General features: G+C 34.2%; 21 protein-coding genes. 19 read left to right on the plus strand and 2 right to left on the minus strand.

Annotated elements, in window-relative coordinates:
- The first annotated feature begins 24 nt into the window (after positions 1–24).
- The 10 genes from FP433_RS01845 to tsaD all read left to right on the plus strand — a co-directional run bounded on the left by FP433_RS01845 (position 25) and on the right by tsaD (position 8,744).
- Positions 25–2,244 carry a mucin-binding protein gene (locus FP433_RS01845; RefSeq protein WP_265487241.1) on the plus strand — a complete coding sequence of 740 codons (2,220 nt, stop codon included), beginning with the start codon at positions 25–27 and terminating at the stop codon, positions 2,242–2,244.
- Positions 2,245–2,398: 154 nt separating this feature from the next.
- A complete protein-coding gene (gene tmk / locus FP433_RS01850; RefSeq protein WP_265483395.1) occupies positions 2,399–3,040 on the plus strand; it encodes a dTMP kinase in 642 nt (213 codons plus the stop codon).
- A gap of 1 nt (position 3,041) precedes the next feature.
- Complete coding sequence (locus FP433_RS01855) at positions 3,042–3,902, plus strand: DNA polymerase III subunit (RefSeq protein ID WP_265483394.1); 861 nt, start codon at positions 3,042–3,044, stop codon at positions 3,900–3,902.
- 13 nt (positions 3,903–3,915) lie between these two features.
- On the plus strand, positions 3,916–4,269 hold the full coding sequence (gene yabA / locus FP433_RS01860) for a DNA replication initiation control protein YabA (protein WP_265483392.1): 354 nt from the start codon (positions 3,916–3,918) through the stop codon (positions 4,267–4,269).
- A gap of 4 nt (positions 4,270–4,273) precedes the next feature.
- A complete protein-coding gene (gene rsmI / locus FP433_RS01865; RefSeq protein WP_265483391.1) occupies positions 4,274–5,131 on the plus strand; it encodes a 16S rRNA (cytidine(1402)-2'-O)-methyltransferase in 858 nt (285 codons plus the stop codon).
- 3 nt (positions 5,132–5,134) lie between these two features.
- Positions 5,135–5,866 carry an acyl-[acyl-carrier-protein] thioesterase gene (locus FP433_RS01870; RefSeq protein ID WP_265483390.1) on the plus strand — a complete coding sequence of 244 codons (732 nt, stop codon included), beginning with the start codon at positions 5,135–5,137 and terminating at the stop codon, positions 5,864–5,866.
- A gap of 15 nt (positions 5,867–5,881) precedes the next feature.
- A complete protein-coding gene (locus tag FP433_RS01875; RefSeq protein ID WP_265483388.1) occupies positions 5,882–6,412 on the plus strand; it encodes a folate family ECF transporter S component in 531 nt (176 codons plus the stop codon).
- A gap of 10 nt (positions 6,413–6,422) precedes the next feature.
- Complete coding sequence (gene tsaB / locus FP433_RS01880; protein WP_265483386.1) at positions 6,423–7,160, plus strand: tRNA (adenosine(37)-N6)-threonylcarbamoyltransferase complex dimerization subunit type 1 TsaB; 738 nt, start codon at positions 6,423–6,425, stop codon at positions 7,158–7,160.
- On the plus strand, positions 7,144–7,701 hold the full coding sequence (gene rimI, locus FP433_RS01885) for a ribosomal protein S18-alanine N-acetyltransferase (RefSeq protein WP_265484648.1): 558 nt from the start codon (positions 7,144–7,146) through the stop codon (positions 7,699–7,701). The genes tsaB and rimI overlap by 17 nt, the downstream gene beginning before the upstream one ends.
- Positions 7,698–8,744, plus strand: a complete 1,047-nt coding sequence (gene tsaD, locus FP433_RS01890; RefSeq protein WP_265483385.1) for a tRNA (adenosine(37)-N6)-threonylcarbamoyltransferase complex transferase subunit TsaD — start codon at positions 7,698–7,700, stop codon at positions 8,742–8,744. Before rimI ends, tsaD begins: the two co-directional genes overlap by 4 nt.
- Before the next feature lie 53 nt (positions 8,745–8,797).
- Here the strand turns inward: tsaD and FP433_RS01895 are convergent, their stop codons facing one another.
- The gene (locus tag FP433_RS01895) at positions 8,798–9,976 is read right to left on the minus strand and encodes an AEC family transporter (protein WP_265483383.1); all 1,179 of its coding nucleotides are present in this window, start codon (positions 9,974–9,976) and stop codon (positions 8,798–8,800) included.
- Positions 9,977–10,155: 179 nt separating this feature from the next.
- On the opposite strand from FP433_RS01895, the gene oxc reads away from it, so the two are divergent.
- From oxc to purB, 7 genes are all read left to right on the plus strand, one after another.
- Positions 10,156–11,889 carry an oxalyl-CoA decarboxylase gene (oxc, locus tag FP433_RS01900; RefSeq protein ID WP_265486906.1) on the plus strand — a complete coding sequence of 578 codons (1,734 nt, stop codon included), beginning with the start codon at positions 10,156–10,158 and terminating at the stop codon, positions 11,887–11,889.
- Positions 11,882–13,249, plus strand: coding sequence for a formyl-CoA transferase (frc, locus tag FP433_RS01905; protein ID WP_265486909.1), 1,368 nt, complete (start codon positions 11,882–11,884; stop codon positions 13,247–13,249). The genes oxc and frc overlap by 8 nt, the downstream gene beginning before the upstream one ends.
- 462 nt (positions 13,250–13,711) lie before the next feature.
- The gene (locus tag FP433_RS01910; protein ID WP_265486910.1) at positions 13,712–14,251 is read left to right on the plus strand and encodes an alpha/beta fold hydrolase; all 540 of its coding nucleotides are present in this window, start codon (positions 13,712–13,714) and stop codon (positions 14,249–14,251) included.
- 115 nt (positions 14,252–14,366) lie between these two features.
- Positions 14,367–14,561, plus strand: a complete 195-nt coding sequence (locus FP433_RS01915) for a hypothetical protein (protein WP_265486912.1) — start codon at positions 14,367–14,369, stop codon at positions 14,559–14,561.
- A gap of 23 nt (positions 14,562–14,584) precedes the next feature.
- Positions 14,585–15,112, plus strand: coding sequence for a GNAT family N-acetyltransferase (locus FP433_RS01920; RefSeq protein ID WP_265486914.1), 528 nt, complete (start codon positions 14,585–14,587; stop codon positions 15,110–15,112).
- A 194-nt stretch (positions 15,113–15,306) separates the two neighbouring features.
- A complete protein-coding gene (locus FP433_RS01925) occupies positions 15,307–16,596 on the plus strand; it encodes an adenylosuccinate synthase (RefSeq protein ID WP_265486916.1) in 1,290 nt (429 codons plus the stop codon).
- Positions 16,597–16,599: 3 nt separating this feature from the next.
- A complete protein-coding gene (gene purB / locus FP433_RS01930; protein ID WP_265483376.1) occupies positions 16,600–17,895 on the plus strand; it encodes an adenylosuccinate lyase in 1,296 nt (431 codons plus the stop codon).
- A gap of 36 nt (positions 17,896–17,931) precedes the next feature.
- On the opposite strand, the gene FP433_RS01935 is transcribed toward purB, so the two are convergent.
- Positions 17,932–19,857, minus strand: a complete 1,926-nt coding sequence (locus tag FP433_RS01935) for an ABC-F family ATP-binding cassette domain-containing protein (protein ID WP_265486918.1) — start codon at positions 19,855–19,857, stop codon at positions 17,932–17,934.
- Positions 19,858–20,035: 178 nt separating this feature from the next.
- Here FP433_RS01935 and FP433_RS01940 point away from each other — a divergent pair, with 178 nt between their 5' ends.
- Entirely contained in the window at positions 20,036–20,671 is a 636-nt protein-coding gene (locus tag FP433_RS01940) for a redox-sensing transcriptional repressor Rex (RefSeq protein WP_265486920.1), read from the plus strand.
- A 125-nt stretch (positions 20,672–20,796) separates the two neighbouring features.
- Positions 20,797–21,081: a co-chaperone GroES gene (gene groES, locus FP433_RS01945; RefSeq protein ID WP_265483374.1), complete on the plus strand. Its 285-nt coding sequence runs from the start codon at positions 20,797–20,799 to the stop codon at positions 21,079–21,081.
- Positions 21,082–21,093: the final 12 nt, after the last annotated feature.

Below are 21,093 nucleotides of genomic sequence, written 5' to 3' on the forward strand. Positions count from 1 at the left end.
GAAAAGGATAATGTCGCCAAGACTATTACTAGAACGATTGAAACTGAAGTAGCAGGTAAGACTACTAAGGTTGAAGATCAAACAGTAACTCTTCAGAGAACCGCAACTAAGGACTTAGCAACTAATGAAGTAACTTATGGTGCTTGGAACACTGCTAAGTTTGATGCAGTGACTGCTCCAGCAGAAGCAGGTTACACCGTAAGTAACCCAGATGCCGCTCCAGAAGTAGCAGTAACAGGAGACACTAGTGATTCAACAGTAACCTTTACTTACACTGCAAATGAACAAACCAGAAAGATTAACTTCGTTGAGCCAAGTGGTAAGACAGTAGGCACTCAAACTGTAAGTGGTAAAACAGGAACAAGTGTAACTATTGGTAATAATAGTGGTGATACTCCATTGAATATTCCAAGTGGTTATGAAGTTGTACCAAATACCAAAGTACCAACCACAGTTCCATTTAATGCAGATAGTAAAGATAATGGTGACATCACTGTTAAGGTTCAACCTAAGATTGATGTAGTTGATGGAGGTACCGATAAGAATAATAGTGATGTTTACCATCAAGTAACCAGAACTATTACTGCAAATATCGAAGGTAAAAAGCCACAAGTAGTAACGCAAACCCTTGACTTCTACAGAACTAAGTCAACTAATGAAGTAACCGGTGAAGTGACATACACTGACTGGACTTCAAATATGACTGATAATTCAATCAGTTTCCCAGAAGTAGAAATTCCAAGTGCTGGTGGATACACTAGAACCATCACTGGTGGTGAAATCACTACTAAGGATGGTAAAGACTACGTAGCTTCAGCTAATGGTTTATCTGATGGAAGTCCAGTGAATAACGTTGTAGTTACTGTCAACTACACTAAGGCAGAACAAACAGCTACAATCAAGTTTGTCAACAACGCTGATCATAATGATGTTGTAAGTACCCAAAAAGTACCAGGAGAAATTGGTGAAACTATCCCAGTAACACTTCAAGTACCAGCTAACTGGCAAGTAGTTGGTGGACAACAAGTACCAAGTTCATTCACATTTGGATCAACCCCACTTAAGGACACGATTGTTTACGTAGAACATGCAACTAAGGATCCAAGTCAAGCAGATAAAGTGAACAAGACTGTAACTAGAACTATTAATTATGTGAATCCAGTAACTAATAAGATAGAAACTTACAAGATTGAATCAGTAACACTTCATAGAACTGCTACTGAAGACTTAGTAACAGGAGAAGTAACTTACAGTGCTTGGAACACAAAAGATGCTAAGTTTGATGCAGTAACAGCCCCAGAAATTGCAGGTTACACAGTAACTAATCCAGATGCGGCTTCAGAAGTAGCAGTAACAGGAAATACTAGTGATTCAACAGTAACCTTTACTTACACTGCCAATGACCATACTCAAGTAATTAATTACGTCGATCCAGCTGGTAAGATAATTAAGACTTACAAGGTGAATGGTAAGACGAATGAGACTGTTCTTACTAATATCCAAAGTAATGTACCAGAAGGATGGGTGATTACGAATAAGACAGTTCCAGATAAAATTACATTTGGTTCAAATAATCCAGCACCAATTATTATTTACGTGGAAAAAGAGGTAAAACCGACTATAGATTCTGGTAAGAATATTCCAGCGCCTGAAGTTAACCCAGATACCTCAACTCCAGCGACTAAAGATAGTGGAAATCCAGTAACCCCACAAATTCCTCAAACTAGTCAACCAACTATTTCCACTAAACCAGTTCCTAATCCAATTGTTGTTCCTACTGGGAAACTTCCAGAAGCTTCTACTGGAATTAAGAATAAAACTGATTTTCCCAAGGGTACTAAGTACACTTGGAAGAAGACCCCAGAGACTGCCGAAGCTGGAAAAATAACAGGAACAGTGGTAGTAACTTATCCAAATGGTGAAACTCTTGAAGTGCCAGTTATTATTACTGTTGCGCCCCATGCTAAAGACACCAAAGGAGAATCAAAAGTTCATAGAACACCTGCTAAATTACGTAAAACTTATACCACCCGTCGGGAAACTTCTCGCTATCTTGGTAATTCTCTTTCTGTAAAAGAAAAGAAACGATTTGATCAGAGAAATCTTTCTAAAGGAAAAAATAACCAGGCTAAAGTTTTACCACAAACTGGTAATCAAGCAAATAAAGCAAGTGTTTTAGGGTTAATGATTGCTAGTGTAGGTGCAATTTTAGGACTAGCTGTAAGTAAGAAACAAAGAAAATAAAACTTACTGGATATAATTAAGTTCATAATATTAATGAAATTTGCTCGAAAATTTAAATTTTTTGGGCTTTTTCTTTTCTTCTTAAACTTAGTTAAAACAAACACTGTCATTAATTTAGATTTTCCAGTACAATGCAAAGTGGAGGAAATTATTCATGCAAGGATACTTAATTACAGTTGAAGGCCCTGATGGTGCCGGTAAGACTACTGTCTTAAACGAAATTATTAAAAGAATTTCGCCCAAATTAAAATACCCATATTTAGTTACAAGAGAACCAGGTGGATCTCAAATCTCAGAAAACATACGTAAAATCATTTTGGATCCTCATAATAATGAAATGGATGCAACTACCGAAGCACTTTTATATGCGGCTTCGCGTAGTCAACATGTTCACGAGGTGCTATTACCAGCTTTAAAGAAAGGAAAAATTATTTTTTCTGATCGTTTTGTAGATAGTTCTTTAGCTTATCAAGGAATGGGAAGAAAACTAGGAATTGATGAAGTGAAATTAATTAATGATTTTGCTACAGAACATTTAGAACCACAGCTAACATTATTTTTAGATATTAAGCCAGAAGATGGCTTGGCTAGGATAAAGAAAGAACGACCTGATCAAGAAGACCGATTGGAACAAGAAAAATTAAGTTTTCATGAGCAAGTGTACCAAGGTTATCAAGAGGTACTTAAAAAGTATCCGGCAAGAATGCATCGCATTGATGCCAACCAAAAGCTTGATGATGTAGTACAAAATAGCATTGAAGTAATTCAAAATAACTTACCAGAAATTTTTAAATAAAATGATTAATTTAAAAAATATTGGAAAACAAGAAGCAGAGTTTTTAAAAAAAGCTTTTGAACATAATAAGGTTGCCCATGCTTATCTTTTTGAAGATACAATTCAAACGCAAGCTCTTGAAACAGCTTATTGGTTCGCATGCTTGTTTAATTGTGAAGCCGTCCAAAAACCAGATGGAACTTGTGATGAATGTCGAAGAATTTTAACAGAAAACAATCCTGATATTTTTCGTGTTAAACTAGAAGGTGGAAAACAATCAATTTCTATTGATCAAATAAGACCTTTAAAAGAAGAACTGGCAAAAAGTTCTCGTAAAGGAAAGATGAGATTTTTCATAATTGAAAATGCAGAAAAAATGACTTTGGCTGCTAATAATGCTTTACTTAACTTGTTAGAAGAACCAGGTGCACCAGTAGTTACAATTTTAATAACTAATAATGCCAATGCAATTTTACCAACAGTACGTTCAAGAACCCAGATCATTAAATTTAATGATGAACAAGGTGATAGTATTCAAGCAAAGTTGCTGGAGTATGGTTTAACTAAAGAGGAAATCGAAGAAGCTGGAGATTGGAGTAAAGTAGCACAAGAAGTAAAATATTTGTATCAAGAGTTAATGGAAAAAAATGATTTGGCTTTTGTAAGGGCACAGAGACTTAGTTCTGGTGCATCTAAGATAAGCATTCAAAAAATTATTCTCTATCAATTAAAGCAATTAGCAATTGATAATTTAGAAAAATCTGTTAATCTAGTTAAAAATGCTGAATTATTAGATGCATTAGTAGAAATTGATAAAATGAGAGCAAGTAATGTTAGTTTTACAAATGCTCTTAGTTATTTGGCAATAAAGTTTGAAGCATAGGGGTACGAAAAAATTGGATCCTTTTTCACAATTATCACAATTACATGACAAGTTAGATGAAATGTCTGAGACTGTTACTGGTTTAAAGGGTGATATCCTAGATATTTTAAAAGAAAATACAGAGTTAAGAGTTGAGAACCAACTTTTAAGAGAAAAATTAGATAAGTTAAATAAAAATAAACCTGAACCAGCTGAAGTCCATTCTCAAGAAGGACTAGCAGCAGTGCGCAATATTTATAAATCTGGTTATCATATTTGTAATACATACTATGGATTACATCATGATGAAAATGAAGATTGTATGCTTTGTCTAAGTATCTTAGATGGCGGTAGCGGGACTAGTAACTCAAAGACGCAGAAAGGATAGTTAGATGCAAAAGCAAAGTAGCTTTAAAAACAATAAAGTGGGTACCTTATTCTTAGTACCGACTCCAATTGGTAACCTAGAAGATATTACTTTACGTGCTAAAAGAATTCTTGCAGAAAGTGATTACATAGCTGCTGAAGACACAAGAACAAGCGGAATTTTGCTTGAAAAGATTGGTGTTCATAATCATATGATTTCTTTTCATAAGTTTAATTCCAAAAGTCGAGCACCTGAATTAATTGCGTTGCTTAAAGAAGGAAAAAATATTGCAGAAATTTCAGATGCAGGAATGCCGGTAATTTCTGATCCTGGATATTATTTGGTGCAAGAATGTATCAAGAATGATATCCCAGTTGTTTCATTACCTGGCCCATCTGCATTTGCGACTGCTTTAATTGCTTCTGGTTTTGATGCTCAACCATTTACCTATTGGGGGTTTATGCCACGCAAGGCTAGTGAACAAGTACCATTTTTTGAAAAAATGAAGGAGTTCAGAGGGACTTCAATTTTTTATGAAGCTCCACACAGACTTAAGAAGACCTTAAAAACTTTAGCAACTGTCTTAGAACCAAGTAGAGAAATTGCTTTAGCGCGTGAATTAACTAAAATTCATGAAGAATATCTTCGCGGAACTATTCAAGAGATTAATGAATACTTTGAAGAAAATGATCCTCGGGGTGAGTATGTAGTACTTGTTTCTCCGAATTCTGAAAAAGAAGAGACATTGTCATGGGATGAGTTAATTCAGAAGGTTAAAGATTTAGTAGCTGATAGTATTTCTAAAAAAGATGCTATTAAGCAAGTGGCTAAACAGTACCATGTTTCAAAAAATGAATTGTATGACAAATATCATCAAGGATAACTTATGGATACATTTGATTTAGAAAAGACGATTAGTTTTAGTAATTGTGATGAGCAAGGTCGCTTAAAATTAACGGCCTTGGTAGATTATATGATGGAAACTTCTAACACCCAATTAAATTTAAAAAGAGCTGGTGTAGAAGACTTAGGAGAAAAAGGCCTAGGTTGGGTAGTATTAGATTATGATTTTAATATTAAATCTTTGCCCAAAGCTGATGAAAAAGTGATCTTTTCAACACAAGCAAGTGGATATAACCGCTTCTTTGTTTACCGTGACTTTAGTGTCAAAAACATGAAGGGTGAAACTTTGCTTAATGTTAAAAGTCAGTGGATAATGTTTGATTTAAAGAAAAGAAAAATGGTTCCACCTGACAAAGATATTATTGATCGTTTTGATGGCTTAGAAGAAAAGACTGTCCGTTTCAAAAGAGCTCGTTCTCTAAAAGAAGTTAGCACTAAGGACACTTATCAAGTAAAATACTATGATCTTGATACCAATCATCATGTAACAAATAGTAAGTATTTTGAGTGGTTGATTGATAGTTTAGAAAGAGATTTTTTAAATACTCACTTACCAAGTCACTTAAATATTACTTTTAAAAGAGAAATTTATGATGATGAAGTAGTAGAGATAGAGAAATTTATTGATCGCGAAAAATTAGAGACACATCATGAAATTAAAGTTGGCGATGAAGTGGCAGCCTTAGCCAAAATAAGCTGGAAGAATTTAAAATAATTTAAAAGGAATGTGATGCCTGTGAAAATAAAAAATAAAAAGATTAATTTACAATCTTTAGTATTTTTAGCATTATTAGTAGCAATCAATATCGTCTTACAAAAAATTTCTTTTGGACCAGCTACCTTAAAGGTAGGATTAGGGTTTATTGGAAATATAATGCTAGGATACTATTTTGGGCCAATTTGGGGCGGCTTTGGTGCTTTGATAAGTGATTTACTTTCATCTGCTATTTTTGGAGTTGAAGGTGGCTTTTTTCCAGGGTTCACTTTATCGGCAGTTTTAGCAGTGGTGATTTATGGGTTATTTTTATACCATCAGCCTGTTAAATTATGGCGAATTGCAATTGCCACCATTTTAGTAACCATCATTGTAAATATTTTGTTAAACACATATTGGCTCCATCTTTTATATGGAATTAATTTGAAACTAGCATTTTTGCAACGAATTGCGAAGGAATTAATCGTCCCTTGGCTTCAGATTGCAATTGGATATATTATTTTACAAGCATTACAACGAGTAAAAATTAATAGATACTTTAAATAAGGAAAACTTAATGAAAATTTTGAGTATAACTACTGCTACTAATCATTTAAGTGTTGCATTAGTGGTAGATGGAAAATTAATAGCTGAAAAAAATGAAGAAGATAATCGAAATCATAGTGAACATTTGGATCCGTTAATTTCTGAATTATTAAAAGAAAATAACCTTTCATTAAAAGATATTGATCGGTTTGCAGTTGCTCAAGGCCCAGGCTCATATACTGGTCTTAGGATTGGAATTACAACTGCGAAGATGTTTGCGACAATTTTAAATAAAGAACTTGTAGGGGTTTCAACTTTAGCAGCTTTGGCTAACGGAATTGATGAAGAAAATGTGATTATTGTTCCTGAAATAGATGCGCGAAATAATAATTTCTTTGCAGGTGCTTATCTAAAAAGTGGAGGGACATTAAAGAATGTTGTTCCAGATGGACATTATTCTTTAGAGGATTTAATAAAACAGCTTAAGAAGCTGAAGTTGACTAAGAAAGTTATTTTTGTGGGCAGTAATATTGAGACCTATTTAGATAAAATAATGCAAGTCTGGAAAGAAATTGAACCAGTTCAATTAGCTGGAGATTTAAATCAAGTTCATGCAGCTCAAGTGGGTTTTCTTGGACAAACAGCTAGTCTTGTTGATCCAGATAAGATGATTCCCAAGTATTTAAGAAGAACTCAAGCTGAAATGCAATGGCATGAGAAAACTGGACAAGATTATGGGTTAGATAGTGATTATGTGGAAGAAGTTTAATAAGTTTTTTCATGCTCCAACTTTGGATTTATCATTTGCCCCCTTTGCTTTTACTTGTAATCAAAAGGTAATGCAAGTAATGCCAGCAAAATTAACTGATATTTCAGAATTAATTAAATTAGAAAAAGAAATTTACACCGGAAAAACTCCGTGGAATAAAGAGTCGTTTGAGTCAGAGTTAAAAAAAGAGACAAATACTTTATATATTGTTGTTTATTATCAGGCAATGTTAGTTGCTTTTATCGGGATGCGTCTGCAAGGGCAAGAAGGGCACATTACAAATATTGGAGTTAAGCCGGCTTTTCAAAGGTTAGGAATTGGTAGTTTATTATTACGAGTAATGACACAAATTGCTTGTAAAAATCATGCTGTTCAAATGACTTTGGAAGTGCGGACAGATAATTTAAAAGCTCAGCAAATGTATCGTAGATTTGGATTTGTACCAAATTTTATTAGAAAAAATTATTATCTCCAAGAGAAAAAAGATGCGTTGAGCATGATAAAGCAATTGAGAATACAAGAACAGGAAAAAGTAAATTGACAAAAAAAGATGTACGAATTTTAGCTTTTGAAAGTTCATGTGATGAAACTTCAACAGCAGTAATAAAAAATGGACGTGAAATTGAAAGTTTAGTAACTGCTACTCAGATTAAGAGTCATCAGCGTTTTGGGGGAGTAGTTCCTGAAGTGGCAAGTCGCCATCATATTGAAGTAATTACCCAGATTACTAAAGAAGCCATGCAAAAGGCTAATGCTGACTGGAAAGATATTGATGCAATTGCTGTAACATATGGCCCAGGATTAGTAGGAGCTTTATTAATTGGGGTTAGCGCTGCAAAGGCAACCTCAATGGCTACAGGAATTCCTCTAATTGGAGTTGACCACATTATGGGCCACATTATGGCTGCACAGCTAAAGGATGAAATAGAATATCCTGCTTTAGCACTCCAAGTATCAGGTGGTCATACAGAATTGGTTTTAATGAAAAGTCCAACTGACTTCGAAATAATTGGTGATACACGTGATGATGCAGCTGGAGAAGCTTATGATAAAATTGGTCGTGTTTTAGGAGTAAATTATCCAGCAGGTAAAACAATTGATAAATGGGCACATCAAGGAAAAGATACATTTAATTTTCCGCGTGCCATGATGGAAGAAGATAATTATGATTTTTCTTTTTCTGGGTTAAAGAGTGCCTTTATTAATACGACTCACCATGCAGAACAAATTGGCCAAGAATTAGATAAATATGATTTGGCTGCAAGTTTTCAAGCAGCAGTGGTTGATGTATTAACAGCTAAGACAATTAGAGCGATTAAGGAATACCAACCAAAGACATTTATTTTAGGTGGTGGAGTAGCTGCCAATCAGGGGTTACGTGAACGCTTAGAGAAAGAAATTGCAAAATTTTCAGAAAAGCAAAGACCTAAAGTAATTATGCCAGATTTAAAATTATGCGGTGATAATGCGGCTATGATTGGAGCAGCTGCTTATAATTTATATCAAAATAATAAATTTAGCGATGAAACTTTAAATGCTAATCCATCACTTGAGCTACCTTATGCAAGTGAAATGTTAAATTAAAAGAGGGTTCGAAGATTAATTCTTCAAACCCTCTTTTTATACTTAAATAATTATTAATGGATTAAATGAGCAATAATTGGTAAAATCCAAATCCAAAAAATCGAACTCACTGCAAAAACTACAGTTGAAACTGCGACGGAGCTAGCACCTTCTTTAACGTAAATATTATAACGACTAGAAATAATAATTCCAGAAAATGCAGGTGGAAGTCCAGTAGCTAAGGCTAACATAGAAATTTTATTAGGTTCAAATCCCATTCCAATGATATAAGCAAAAGCTACGATGATTGCAGGTGTTAAAAACAGACGAAAGAAAGTATTCCAAATAACTTCTTTGTTAACTGAAAATTTAACCGTAGATAAGGCTAATCCAGCTGCTAAAACAGCAACTCCCGCATTAGCCTTAGCAATCAAATCGAAAGTCGGAGCCCAAGAGTCCGGAATCCGGATACCAATTAAGACTAAGATAACAGCAAGTAGTGGTGCAGCAGCAACTGGCTTTTTTACTGCATTGATGACAGCTCTAAGAGTTGGATTTAAAGAGTGCTTTTCAGGCTTTTTACTATTGCTATCAGCTTTTGCAATATCAATTTCGTGTTCATTTGCTTTGGGACCAAGAGCTTTTGCTTCAGCTGGAGTAATTGGAGCATCTTTAGCAATTGTTCTTATTTCTTCTTTGTAAGTAGTATTTTTTCCTTTCCCAATTGGAACCTTAATTTTAACAGTTGTTGCGGGCGTATTTTCGGTCTTGATTTTCTTTTTGGTTAAAGCTTGCCCTTTGTTAATTAAAGCAAGTCCTAAAGGAATGGTAACGGCATTAACTACAATTGAAACGATTCCAATTACTAAGTTAGTAGTTACATCATTTCCATAAATAGGATCAAGTACGGCAAATCCTAAAAAACCAATTGTTGGTGAGCCTGCAATTAGAGCACAAACAGCAGCTTGTTGAATGGTGCGGTGAAAAAGTAAGCGATCTAGATAATAACTGAGCATGAATAACCCAACTACGCCAACAATTGAGACAATTGTTAAACGAATATCTTGAACGAACATTGAGCGGGTAGCTTTTACAATTGAAATAAATAAGGCAGCAGGTAAAGCAATATCTAAGACTAATTTGTTTAACCCTTGTCGTTGGTCATTATCAAAAAAGTAAAATTTTCCGCAAATATACCCTAAAATCATAATAATTAGAATAGGTACAATATCATCAATTAAGATTTTTGTCATAATATAACCTCTACAATTAAACTACTTCTAAAACTAAGAATAAAATTTTAAAAAATCAAGTTCAAATAAAAAGAATTATTTTAGAAAAATTAAAATTTGAAGTTTTATTATTTGAAAAAATTTTTGAAAAAAATTATAACATAATTAAACTAGATAGATTGCAGTATGGAGGTAAAGAGATGACTGAGAGTTCTCTTAATAGGACTGGTGCCAATATTTTAGTAAAAGCACTTCAGGCTAATGGCATAAACAATGTTTATGGAATTGTTGGGATTCCAGTAACAGATTTGGCTCGTTTAATGGAATTACGAGGAATGAAGTACTTTGGCTTTAGACGTGAAGATTCTGCAGTTGATGCCGCAGCGGCAGCTGGTTTTTTAACTAAAAAACCTGGTGTAGCTTTAACAGTATCTGCTCCTGGATTCTTAAATGGTTTGACGGCTTTAGCTCAAGCAACTAAGAACTGTTTTCCATTAATTATGATTTCAGGATCTTCTGAAAGACATATTATTGATTTATCTCAAGGAGATTATGAAGGATTAGATCAATATAATGCCGCTAAACCATTTTGTAAAAAGGCATACCGTGTAGATCGTGCGCAAGATGTTGGCTTAGCAGTTGCTCGTGCAGTTCGAACTGCTGTATCCGGTCGCCCTGGTGGTGTTTATTTAGATTTACCTGCTGACACTATTACTCAATTAAATAATGCTCCAGATCAAGTAGACATGGGGATTTTTACTCCAGTTGATCCCGCTCCCTTGCAAGAACCAAGTGATGCTGCCGTGCAAAGAGCAGTAGATTTAATTAAATCTGCTAAAAGGCCATTAATGATTATTGGTAAGGGTGCTGCTTATGATCGGGCTGAAAAGCAATTGCAAGAATTAGTAGCTGCAACTGATATTCCATTTTTGCCAATGTCAATGGCAAAAGGTGTAATTCCAGATGATAGTAAGCATTCAGCTGCCGCAGCTCGTTCACTTTCATTAAAGAACGCTGATGTAGTTATCTTAGTAGGTGCACGTTTGAATTGGATGCTTTCATATGGTGATGCACCAGAATTTAATCCAGATGCTAAGTTTATTCAGTTGGATATTGATGCAACTCAGTTTGATTCATCACAAAAAATTGATGCCCCATTGCAAGGTGATATTCAGTCAATTTTAAATAAGTTAGTACCAGCAGTTAAAGCAACCAACTATAAGGTAGATTCAGCTTGGCTTGATGCTATTGCAGCCGATACTGCTAAAAATGATAAAAAGTTTGCTACTCGAATTGCTAATGGTAAGGTAAAACCAGAATTTGGTTATTATGCTGCCATTGATCCAATTAAAGAATATTTTGAGGCGCATCCTGATACTTACTTGGTAAGTGAAGGTGCCAATACTTTAGATATAGGTCGTGACATGATTGGTATGCAACTTCCTCGTCACCGCTTAGACACTGGTACTTGGGGTGTCATGGGCGTTGGTATGGGTTATGCCATTGCCGCTGCCATTGAAACTGGAAAGCCAGTTGTCGCTCTTGAAGGTGACAGTGCTTTTGGTTTTGATGGTATGGAAATGGAAACGATTTGTCGTTATAAGTTACCAATTACTGTCGTCATTCTTAATAATGGGGGGATATACAATGGGATTGGCCAAGTTGTACCAAATCAATTAGGCCCAACTACTCTTGATCCCAAAGGTAGATATGACTTATTAGCAAAGGCTTTTGGCGGTGATAACTACTTTGTAGAAAACTATCAACAAATGAAAGATGCTTTTGCTAAAGCAGTCGAATCAGGGAAACCAAATATTATTAATGCCCAACTTGATCCAGCTATGGGTAAAGAATCTGGCCATATTGGTAATTTAAATCCTAAGTTAGATTTAGCTCCACTTGAAGCAGCAGAAAAGGAGAAGGAAAATGACTAACGAACCAAATAACAAAAATATTGAAAATGAAACTAATGAATATGCACCCTTAAAAGGAATTAAGGTTGTTGACTGGACACAAGTTCAATCAGGTCCTTCATGTACCCAATTATTAGCCTGGCTTGGTGCAGAGGTTATTAAGATTGAACGTACTAATACTGGTGATCCAACTAGAAATGAATTGCTAGACATTGCGGATTCTTGGAGTGTTTACTTCTTACAATTAAATGCTAATAAGAAGTCATTAACTTTGGATATTAAAGCACCAGAAGGAAAGAAGATTATGTACGATCTTTTAAAGGATGCTGATATCTTTGTTGAAAATATTAAACCAGGGGCTGCTGAAAAAGCCGGTTATGGTTGGGAAAAGCTTCACAAATTGAATCCAAGATTAATTTATGCTTCCTTGAAAGGTTTTAATCAAGGTTCACGTTTTGCTAATGTAAAAGCTTTTGAACCTGTTGCTCAATCTGCTGGTGGTTCAGCTACTTCAACTGGTTGGAATACTGGTAAATATAATGTTCCTACTCAATCAGCTGCTGCTCTTGGGGACTCAAACTCAGGGATGCATTTAACAATTGGTATTTTGGCAGCTTTACTTCAAAGAGAACATACTGGTGAAGGTACTTTTGTTTATCAATCAATGCAAGATGCAGTTTTGAATTTGACTCGGATTAAGCTACGTGATCAAATTATGCTTGATAATTTAGGTGCGCTTCCTCACTATGCTGTTTATCCAAATTGGAAGTGGGGAAAAGCTATTCCTCGTTCTGAAAATACTGAAGGTGGGCAGGTTATTGGTTGGACTTATAAAGCTAAAGGTTGGGAAACTGATCCAAATGCTTACGTTTACATCGTGGTTCAAAATAGCAATAAGAGTTGGGAAACTATTGCAAAGACCATGGGACACCCAGAATGGATTACTGACCCAAGATTCAGTGATTGGGAGCATCGCCAATTACACAAGCAAGAATTGTATCCATTAATTGAATCCTATACTAAAAATTATGATAAGTTTGAATTAACTAAGAAGTTAGGTGAAGTTGGAATTCCAGTAGGTCCAGTCCTTGATTGGTATGAACTTGAAAATGATCCTGACTTAAATTCAGATGGTACTATTGTAACAATTGATCAAGGTGGTAACCGTGGTAAGTTTAAGACAATTGGGATGCCATTTACCTTATCAAATTACAAGCCAGTTTATAGTGCCGCACCAAATTTAGGTGAAAATAATAAAGAAATTTTATCTTCACTTGGTTATTATCCTGACCAAATTGAAGAATTAGTAGAAAAGGGAGTAATTTCTAAAGAAAAAGCTCCATCCAACCCAAGAACTCAAGTTATTAAAGGTGAAGAATAAAATAAGTACTATGCTTGGAAAACTTATACTTATAGGAATTCCTCTAGACGACATTTAGAAGTCTATAAAATGGGGTATAAAAATTTTATGAAAAAAAGTAGTATAAAAGTATTCTTAAGTAGTATTTTTGTTTTTTTATGTTTCTTTTTTACTGGTTGGGCAAGCTGTATGGTTATGATAGAAGTTAAATCACATCTTTCAGTAACCAATCATATAATTCTAGGAATTTTTAGTTTAATTTGGGGGATAATAGGTCTCTATAAGCTTATAAGAGAAAATTAAGGATAAAAGTAATTTGTTCTATGCTAAAAACTCAAGTTATTAAAGGTGAAGAATAAATAAAACAATTTGTATGACAATAAAGATCTAGACGTCGGTCTAGGTCTTTTTTGATAGGAGAATTTTTATTTTATTAGCTTGAATGTAATAAAATATTATAATAAAAGTGAAAAGAGAGATTTAATGATGAAATTTAAAACAAAAAATATTGATGGATTGGATATATTTTATCGAGAAGGTGGTTCTTCAGAAAAACCTAATTTTCTTTTACTACATGGGTTTCCAACTTCTAGTTCTATGTTTAGACATTTAGCACCAATGCTAGAATCAAACTTTCATGTCATTGCTCCTGATTATATTGGCTTTGGTAATTCTGCTGCTCCCAATCATACTGAGTTTGATTATACTTTTGAAAATTTAACTAAATATGTAATTAAGTTAATTGATGAATTAGAACTAGATAAATTCTATATGTATGTATTTGATTATGGTGCTCCAATTGGTTTTAATATTGCAGTTAAATATCCTGAAAGAATTTTAGGAATTATTAGTCAAAATGGTAATGTATATAAAGAAGGACTAGGTAAAAAGTGGGCAGGTCGTGAAAACTATTGGCAACATCCTACGCCTGAGTTAAGAAAAAAGTATATGAATGCTTTTACCCCAGAAACAATTAAAGGTCAATATTTAAGGGGGGGAACAACCAAACACAGTAGGTCCTGATGGTTATACTTTAGATAATTTCTATACTCAAAGCCCAGATTATGCGGAACGGCAATCAGATTTAATTTTTGATTATCAAAATAACGTAAAAAACTATCCTAAATATCAGGCATATTTGAGAAAATATCAACCTGAATTAATAGCTGCCTGGGGTAAGAATGATCCAAGTTTTATTTATCCAGGAGCTGAAGCATTTAAAAAGGATGATGCAAAGGCTGAAGTTCATTTATTAGATGGAGGGCATTTCGTTTTAGAATCGCATTGGCAAGAAATTGGTCAATTAATTTTAAATAAATGGAGTCGTCATTAGTAACCTAAAAATAGGAGATCTAAATGAGTACAACTGATTATAAAATTAAAAAAGTAAGTGGAAAAGATTTAGAAGATTTACAAAAAATCTCTCGTTTAACTTTTGCGCAAACTTTTGGTGCAGATAACAGTGAAGTAGACTTAAATAAGTACTTGGATGAAGCATATGCATCAGAAAAATTAACCCATGAACTTGAAAATCCGAATAGTGAATTTTATTTTATCGTAGTTAATAATGAAGTAGCAGGATATTTAAAGGTTAATGAGTTTGATGCCCAAACTGAAGATGTGGATGAAAATGCTTTGGAAGTTGAAAGAATATATTTAGATAATGAGTTTCAACACCAGGGCTTAGGTTTAGCATTAATTCAACTAGCTGAAAAAATTGCCCATGATAAAAAGAAAGATAAGATGTGGTTAGGAGTTTGGGAAAAGAACTATAATGCTCAAAAATTTTATGAAAAGGATGGATTCAAAAGATTTAGTCAGCATACTTTTATGGTAGGGGATGATAAACAAACCGATTACATTTTAGTAAAAAAACTTAAATAGATGATTTTTGCTAATTTGGAGATTATTAATAATTTATATTTTTTAGAGGCGAAATATAAGTTAAATCAATAAAATATTGTTATAAACCATAACATTTTAAACTTAATCTTTTTATATTGTTCGGAATTAGCTTGACGACTATTCTATAAATTGTTAAACTTAAAACAGTTTGTAAATTAGTGAGGAGAAATTCAATGACATCAGTTGCAGTTGTAGGAAGTCAATGGGGAGACGAAGGTAAAGGGAAGATTACTGACTTTTTGAGTAAAGAAGCTACGATGGCAGTTCGTTCAAATGGTGGTAACAATGCCGGTCATACAATCGAAATCGATGGTAAAGACTTTAAAATGCGTTTAATTCCTTCAGGAATTTTTGCGGCAAGTAAGGGTGCTGTGATTGGTAATGGTACTGTTATCAATCCTGAAGTTATGTTTGAAGAATTGGACAATCTTGAAAAAAACGGTATTGATACCAGTAAGTTAAGAATTTCAAATCGTGCTCACATTATTATGCCTTACCATATCAAGCAAGATGAATATCAAGAAGAAGCTAAAGGTGCAAATAAGATTGGTACTACTAAGAATGGAATTGGACCAGCTTATATGGATAAAGCTTCTCGGATTGGTATTCGAGTTTGTGATCTTTTAGAAAAAGATACTTTTGAAGAAAAATTACGTACTAATTTAAAAGAAAAGAACGAGTTATTTACTAAGGTGTATGGTAAACCTGCACTTAAATTCGAAGATATTTTTGAAAAATATTTAGAATACGGGCAAAGAATGAAGAAGTATGTAACTGATACTTCTGTGTTAGTAAATGATGCTTTAGACAATAATGAAAAAGTCCTTTTTGAAGGTGCACAAGGAATTATGCTTGATATTGATGAAGGAACATATCCATTTGTTACTTCTTCAAATACAATTTCTGGAGGAATTGCTGCTGGAATTGGGGTAGGAGCTAATCGGATTGATCATGTAATTGGTGTATGTAAGGCTTATACTACACGAGTTGGTGCTGGTCCATTTCCAACTGAATTAACTAATGCAACTGGTGATAAAATTCGTGATATTGCACATGAATATGGTACAGTTACTGGCCGTCCACGTCGTGTGGGTTGGTTTGACTCAGTTGCTTTGCGTCATGCTAAACGGGTGTCTGGTTTAAATGCTTTAAGTTTAAACTTACTTGATGTCTTTTCTGGTTTTGACACTGTTAAAATTTGTACTGCTTATGAACTAGATGGAGAAGAAATTGATTACTATCCTGCTAGTTTGAAAGAATTAGATCGTTGTAAGCCGGTTTATGAGGAATTACCTGCTTGGCAAGAAGATATTACGGAAGTAAAGAATTATGAAGATCTTCCTGAAAATGCTAAGAAGTTCTTGAAGCGTATTGAAGAAGTTACTGGTTTACCATTAGTGACTGTGTCAGTAGGACCAGATCGTGAACAAACTATTGTTATTAAGAATCCATGGGAAATGTAATAAATGCTTGAACGTTATACTCGCCCGGAAATGGGCAAAGTTTGGACAGATGAAAATCGCTACAATGCCTGGTTAAAGGTTGAAATTGCTGCAACGAATGCTTGGGCAGAATTAGGGGAAGTACCTGTTGAAGATGCCAAAAAAATTGCCGAAAAGGCTAGCTTCACTGCTGAAAGAGTAGCTGAATTAGAAGCAGTTACCCACCATGATGTAGTTGCTTTTACGCGTACTGTTTCTGAAAGTCTAGGTGCAGAAAAGAAATGGGTTCATTTTGGCTTAACTTCAACTGATGTTGTTGACACAGCACAAGGTGTTCTTTTAAAAGAAGCAGACGAAATTATTCGTCAGGATTTAGTAAAACTAAAAGAAACAATTGCGCAGAAAGCTCGAAAATATAAATATACTGTAATGATGGGTAGAACCCACGGAGTTCAAGCAGAACCTACTACTTTTGGATTAAAGCTTGCCCGCTGGTATGCAGAAATTGTTCGTGATATTGAACGCTTCGAACATGCAGCTAAAGGTGTAGAATCTGGTAAAATTTCAGGAGCTGTCGGAACTTTTGCTAATGTTCCACCTGCAGTAGAAACTAGTGTCTTAAAACAACTGGGTTTAACACAACAGCCAGTTACTTCTCAGGTTTTACCAAGAGATTTACATGCTGAATATATTGCAATGTTGGGCTTAATTGCAACGAGTATTGAAAACTGGGCTACAGAAATAAGATCTTTACAAAGGTCAGAAATTCATGAAGTTGAAGAACACTTTAGAGCAGGACAAAAGGGCTCTTCTGCAATGCCACATAAGCGTAATCCAATTGGTTCAGAAAACTTATCAGGGATGGCACGGGTAGTTCGTGGACATGTAATCACTGCTTACGAAGATGTAACTTTGTGGCATGAACGAGATATTTCTCATTCAAGTGCTGAAAGAGTGATTTTACCTGATACTACTATTGCAATTGATTATATGTTAAATCGTTTTAACCGGATTTTAACTAATTTAGATGTCTTTCCAGAAACAATGTTAAAAAATATGGATCGTACTTATGGCTTAATTTATTCACAACGAGTTCTATTAAAACTAATTGATGAAGCTGGACTTTCACGTGAAAAGGCTTATGATATGGTGCAAAAATTGACTGCAAAATCTTGGAATGAACAAAAGCAATTCCGTCCATTGGTAGAAAATAGTGAAATTATGAATTATCTTTCTCCAGAAGATATTGCTGATGCCTTTGATTATCATTATCATTTACGGCATGTTGATGAAATTTTTGAAAAATGTGGGTTAAATTAAATAAGGTTCGTATCGAAAGTGATACGAACCTTATTTTTATTCAAATTTATCCAAAGCTTCAATTGCCTTTCCCCAGTCATTATTAGCTTGCTCAAGTTTTCCTTGGACTTCAGTTAGCTCTTCTTGCAAAGGACCTAACTTTTCAAAGGAAGCAGCAATTTCGGGATTGGCCATCTCAGTTTGAATTTCCTCTTCTCGATTTTCTAGTTCTTCGATTTGCTTTTCTGCATCTTTAATTGCACGTTCTAATTTTCTCTTTTGAGAATCACGCGCTTTTTGTTCTTGGTAAGAAAGTTTTGTCTTACTTTCAGAAGCAGGAGCAGAAGATGGAGAGGAGGTAGAGATACTTGTTTGAGCAGCAAGTTTCTCTTTTTCTCTTTCAGCAAGATAGTAAGAATAATTCCCCTCATAAAGTTTTGCATGACCATCACGTACAGAAATAATTTTATTAGCTAATTCGTTAATAAAGTAGCGGTCGTGAGAAACAAATAATAGTGTACCATCGTAATTGTTTAATGCAGATTCTAAAACTTCTTTAGCTTCAATATCTAAGTGGTTAGTTGGCTCATCCATTAGCAAGAAATTATCATGTTCAAGTGATAATACAGTTAAAGTTAATCGAGCTTTTTGTCCGCCAGATAATTGTCCAACAGTTTTGTCAGTATCTTTAGCAGTAAAAAGAAAACTAGCTAAAATAGAACGCACATCTTTTTCTGGCATTGTTTTGTGTCGATCCCAAATTGTGTCTAGCACTGTTTTAGAAGGGTCAAGTGTTTGTAATTCCTGATCGTAGTAACCCATATCTAAACTGGCTCCTAATTTAATTGAACCAGCTTTAGGCGTTAATTTGTCCACAACAGTTTTTAATAAAGTAGATTTACCAATCCCATTTGGCCCAATGATTGCTACCCGATCATTTTTATTAACTTGAAAATCAATATTTTCAACCATCGTTTTATCTGGATAGCCAATTGATAGATCTTTAGCAATTAAAACTTCTTTTCCAGATGGACGCTCACTTGAAAAATGAATTTTAACTTTATTTTTATGTTTAGGAGGGGTAATTCGTTCTAGTTTTTCTAGTTGCTTACGTCTACTTTGGGCGCGCTTAGTAGTAGAGGCTCTAACTAAATTTTTCTGGATAAACTCCTCTTCTTTTTTGATATGCTCTTGTTGTTTTTCATAAGCTGCTTCTTGCTGGGAATCCATCAATTCGCGCTCTTTAGTATATTGAGTATAGTTTCCCTTAAAAGTAGTAAGCTTGCCAAAATTTAATTCAAAGATTTCGTTGGTTAAATTATCTAAAAAGTATTGATCGTGAGATACAGTGACAATTGCACCTTGATAATTTTTTAGGAAACTTTCTAACCAATCTAGAGTGTCTAAATCCAAGTGGTTAGTTGGTTCGTCTAAAAGCAATAGAGGTGGTTTTTGTAAGAGAAGTTTCACAAATGCTAATCTAGTTTTTTCACCACCAGATAAAGTACCAATTACTTTTTCCCAGCTATTTTCTTTGAAGTTAAAACCGTTTAAAACACTTTTAATTTCTGCTTGGTAAGAAAATCCGCCTTCTTGTTCAAAGTCATAAGCTAGTTGATCATAGCGTTTCAAAAGTTCTTGGTCTTCAGGGTGCTCAGCAATTTGAATTTGCATTTGGGTAATTTGCTTATTTTTTTGAATTAAATTTGCAAAAACAGATTCCATTTCATCCCAAATTGTATTTTTTTCGTTTAAGGCATTTTCCTGAGCAATATAACCAACTTTAATACCCTTGTTAATAGTGAAATTGCCACTGCTAGCCTCTTGCTGGCCAGTTAAAATTTTAAGTAGGGTAGTTTTTCCAGCTCCGTTAGGACCGACAAGTCCAATCCGAGCGTTGTCAGGAATAGAAAAACTAACATTTGAAAAAATTGTATTTGCCCCAAAGCGTTGTTCGAGGTTTTGTGCTTGTCCAATAATCATATTTATCTCACTTCCTAATCAAATATTCTATCATAGTAATTCTAGAGGATTCTAGACTTATAATTAGTAAAAATAAGGCTTGTGAAAAAATCACTTGATTTTTATTCGATAAAGTGAGTATTATTAAGAAAATTAGTGAAAAATTCACATATTTTAACTGATTGAGAGGTTTATAAAAATGGGAGAAATACCAAAAATTCCAAAAGCTACAGCTAGACGTTTGCCACTCTATTATCGTTACTTAGTTTTTTTAGATGATGAGGGGAAAGAAAAAATTTCCTCAACTGAACTAGCTCAGGCTGTTCAAGTTGATAGTGCATCAATTCGTAGAGACTTTTCCTATTTTGGTGCACTTGGGAAAAGAGGATACGGCTATGATGTAAAAAGCTTATTGAAGTTTTTCAAGAAAATATTAAATCAAGATACGTTAACTAATGTAGCTTTGGTAGGTGTAGGTAATATGGGACATGCGCTTTTAAATTATAATTTTAAAAGAACTAATAATATCCGTATTTCTGCTGCTTTTGATATTAATCCAGAAATTACAGGGACGATCATGAGTGGGGTACCAGTTTATGATGTTAAAGAAATGAAAAAGCAACTTCGAGATCAGCAAATTGATATTGCAATTTTAGCAGTACCGCAAAGTACTGCTCAAAAAACTACTGATGAGTTGGTAGAAGCTGGTATAAAAGGAATTATGAATTTTACTCCTATTCGACTTTCAGCTCCTGAAAGTGTTCGCATTCAGAATGTGGATTTAGCTACTGAATTGCAGACCTTAATTTATTTTCTAGATGCTGAAAAAAATTAGCTTAAACATTTGGATCACATTATTTGCAATCAATTTCTAAAGAAGGTATTATTATAAATGTAAGTTAGCACTTAAGCTTTTTAAGTGCCAAAATATGATTTTTTATATAGCAGGAGGTAACTACCATGTTACAACCAATCGGTGATCGTGTAATTGTTAAAGTAAAAGAAGAAGCTGAAGAAAAAGTCGGAAAAATCGTGCTAGCTTCTAATGCAAAGCAAAAACCTCAAGAAGGTGAAGTTATTGCAGTTGGTGAAGGTAGACGTAATAGCAACGGTGATTTAATTCCAATGGAAGTTGCTAAAGGCGAAACTGTATTTTTTGATAATTATGCTGGCACTAAGTTGACTTATGATGGTGAAGAATACTTAGTACTTCACGAAGGCGACATTTTAGCAGTTATTAGATAAAAAATTAAATTA

Source organism: Lactobacillus sp. PV012, assembly GCF_014522325.1.
GTDB lineage: Bacteria > Bacillota > Bacilli > Lactobacillales > Lactobacillaceae > Lactobacillus.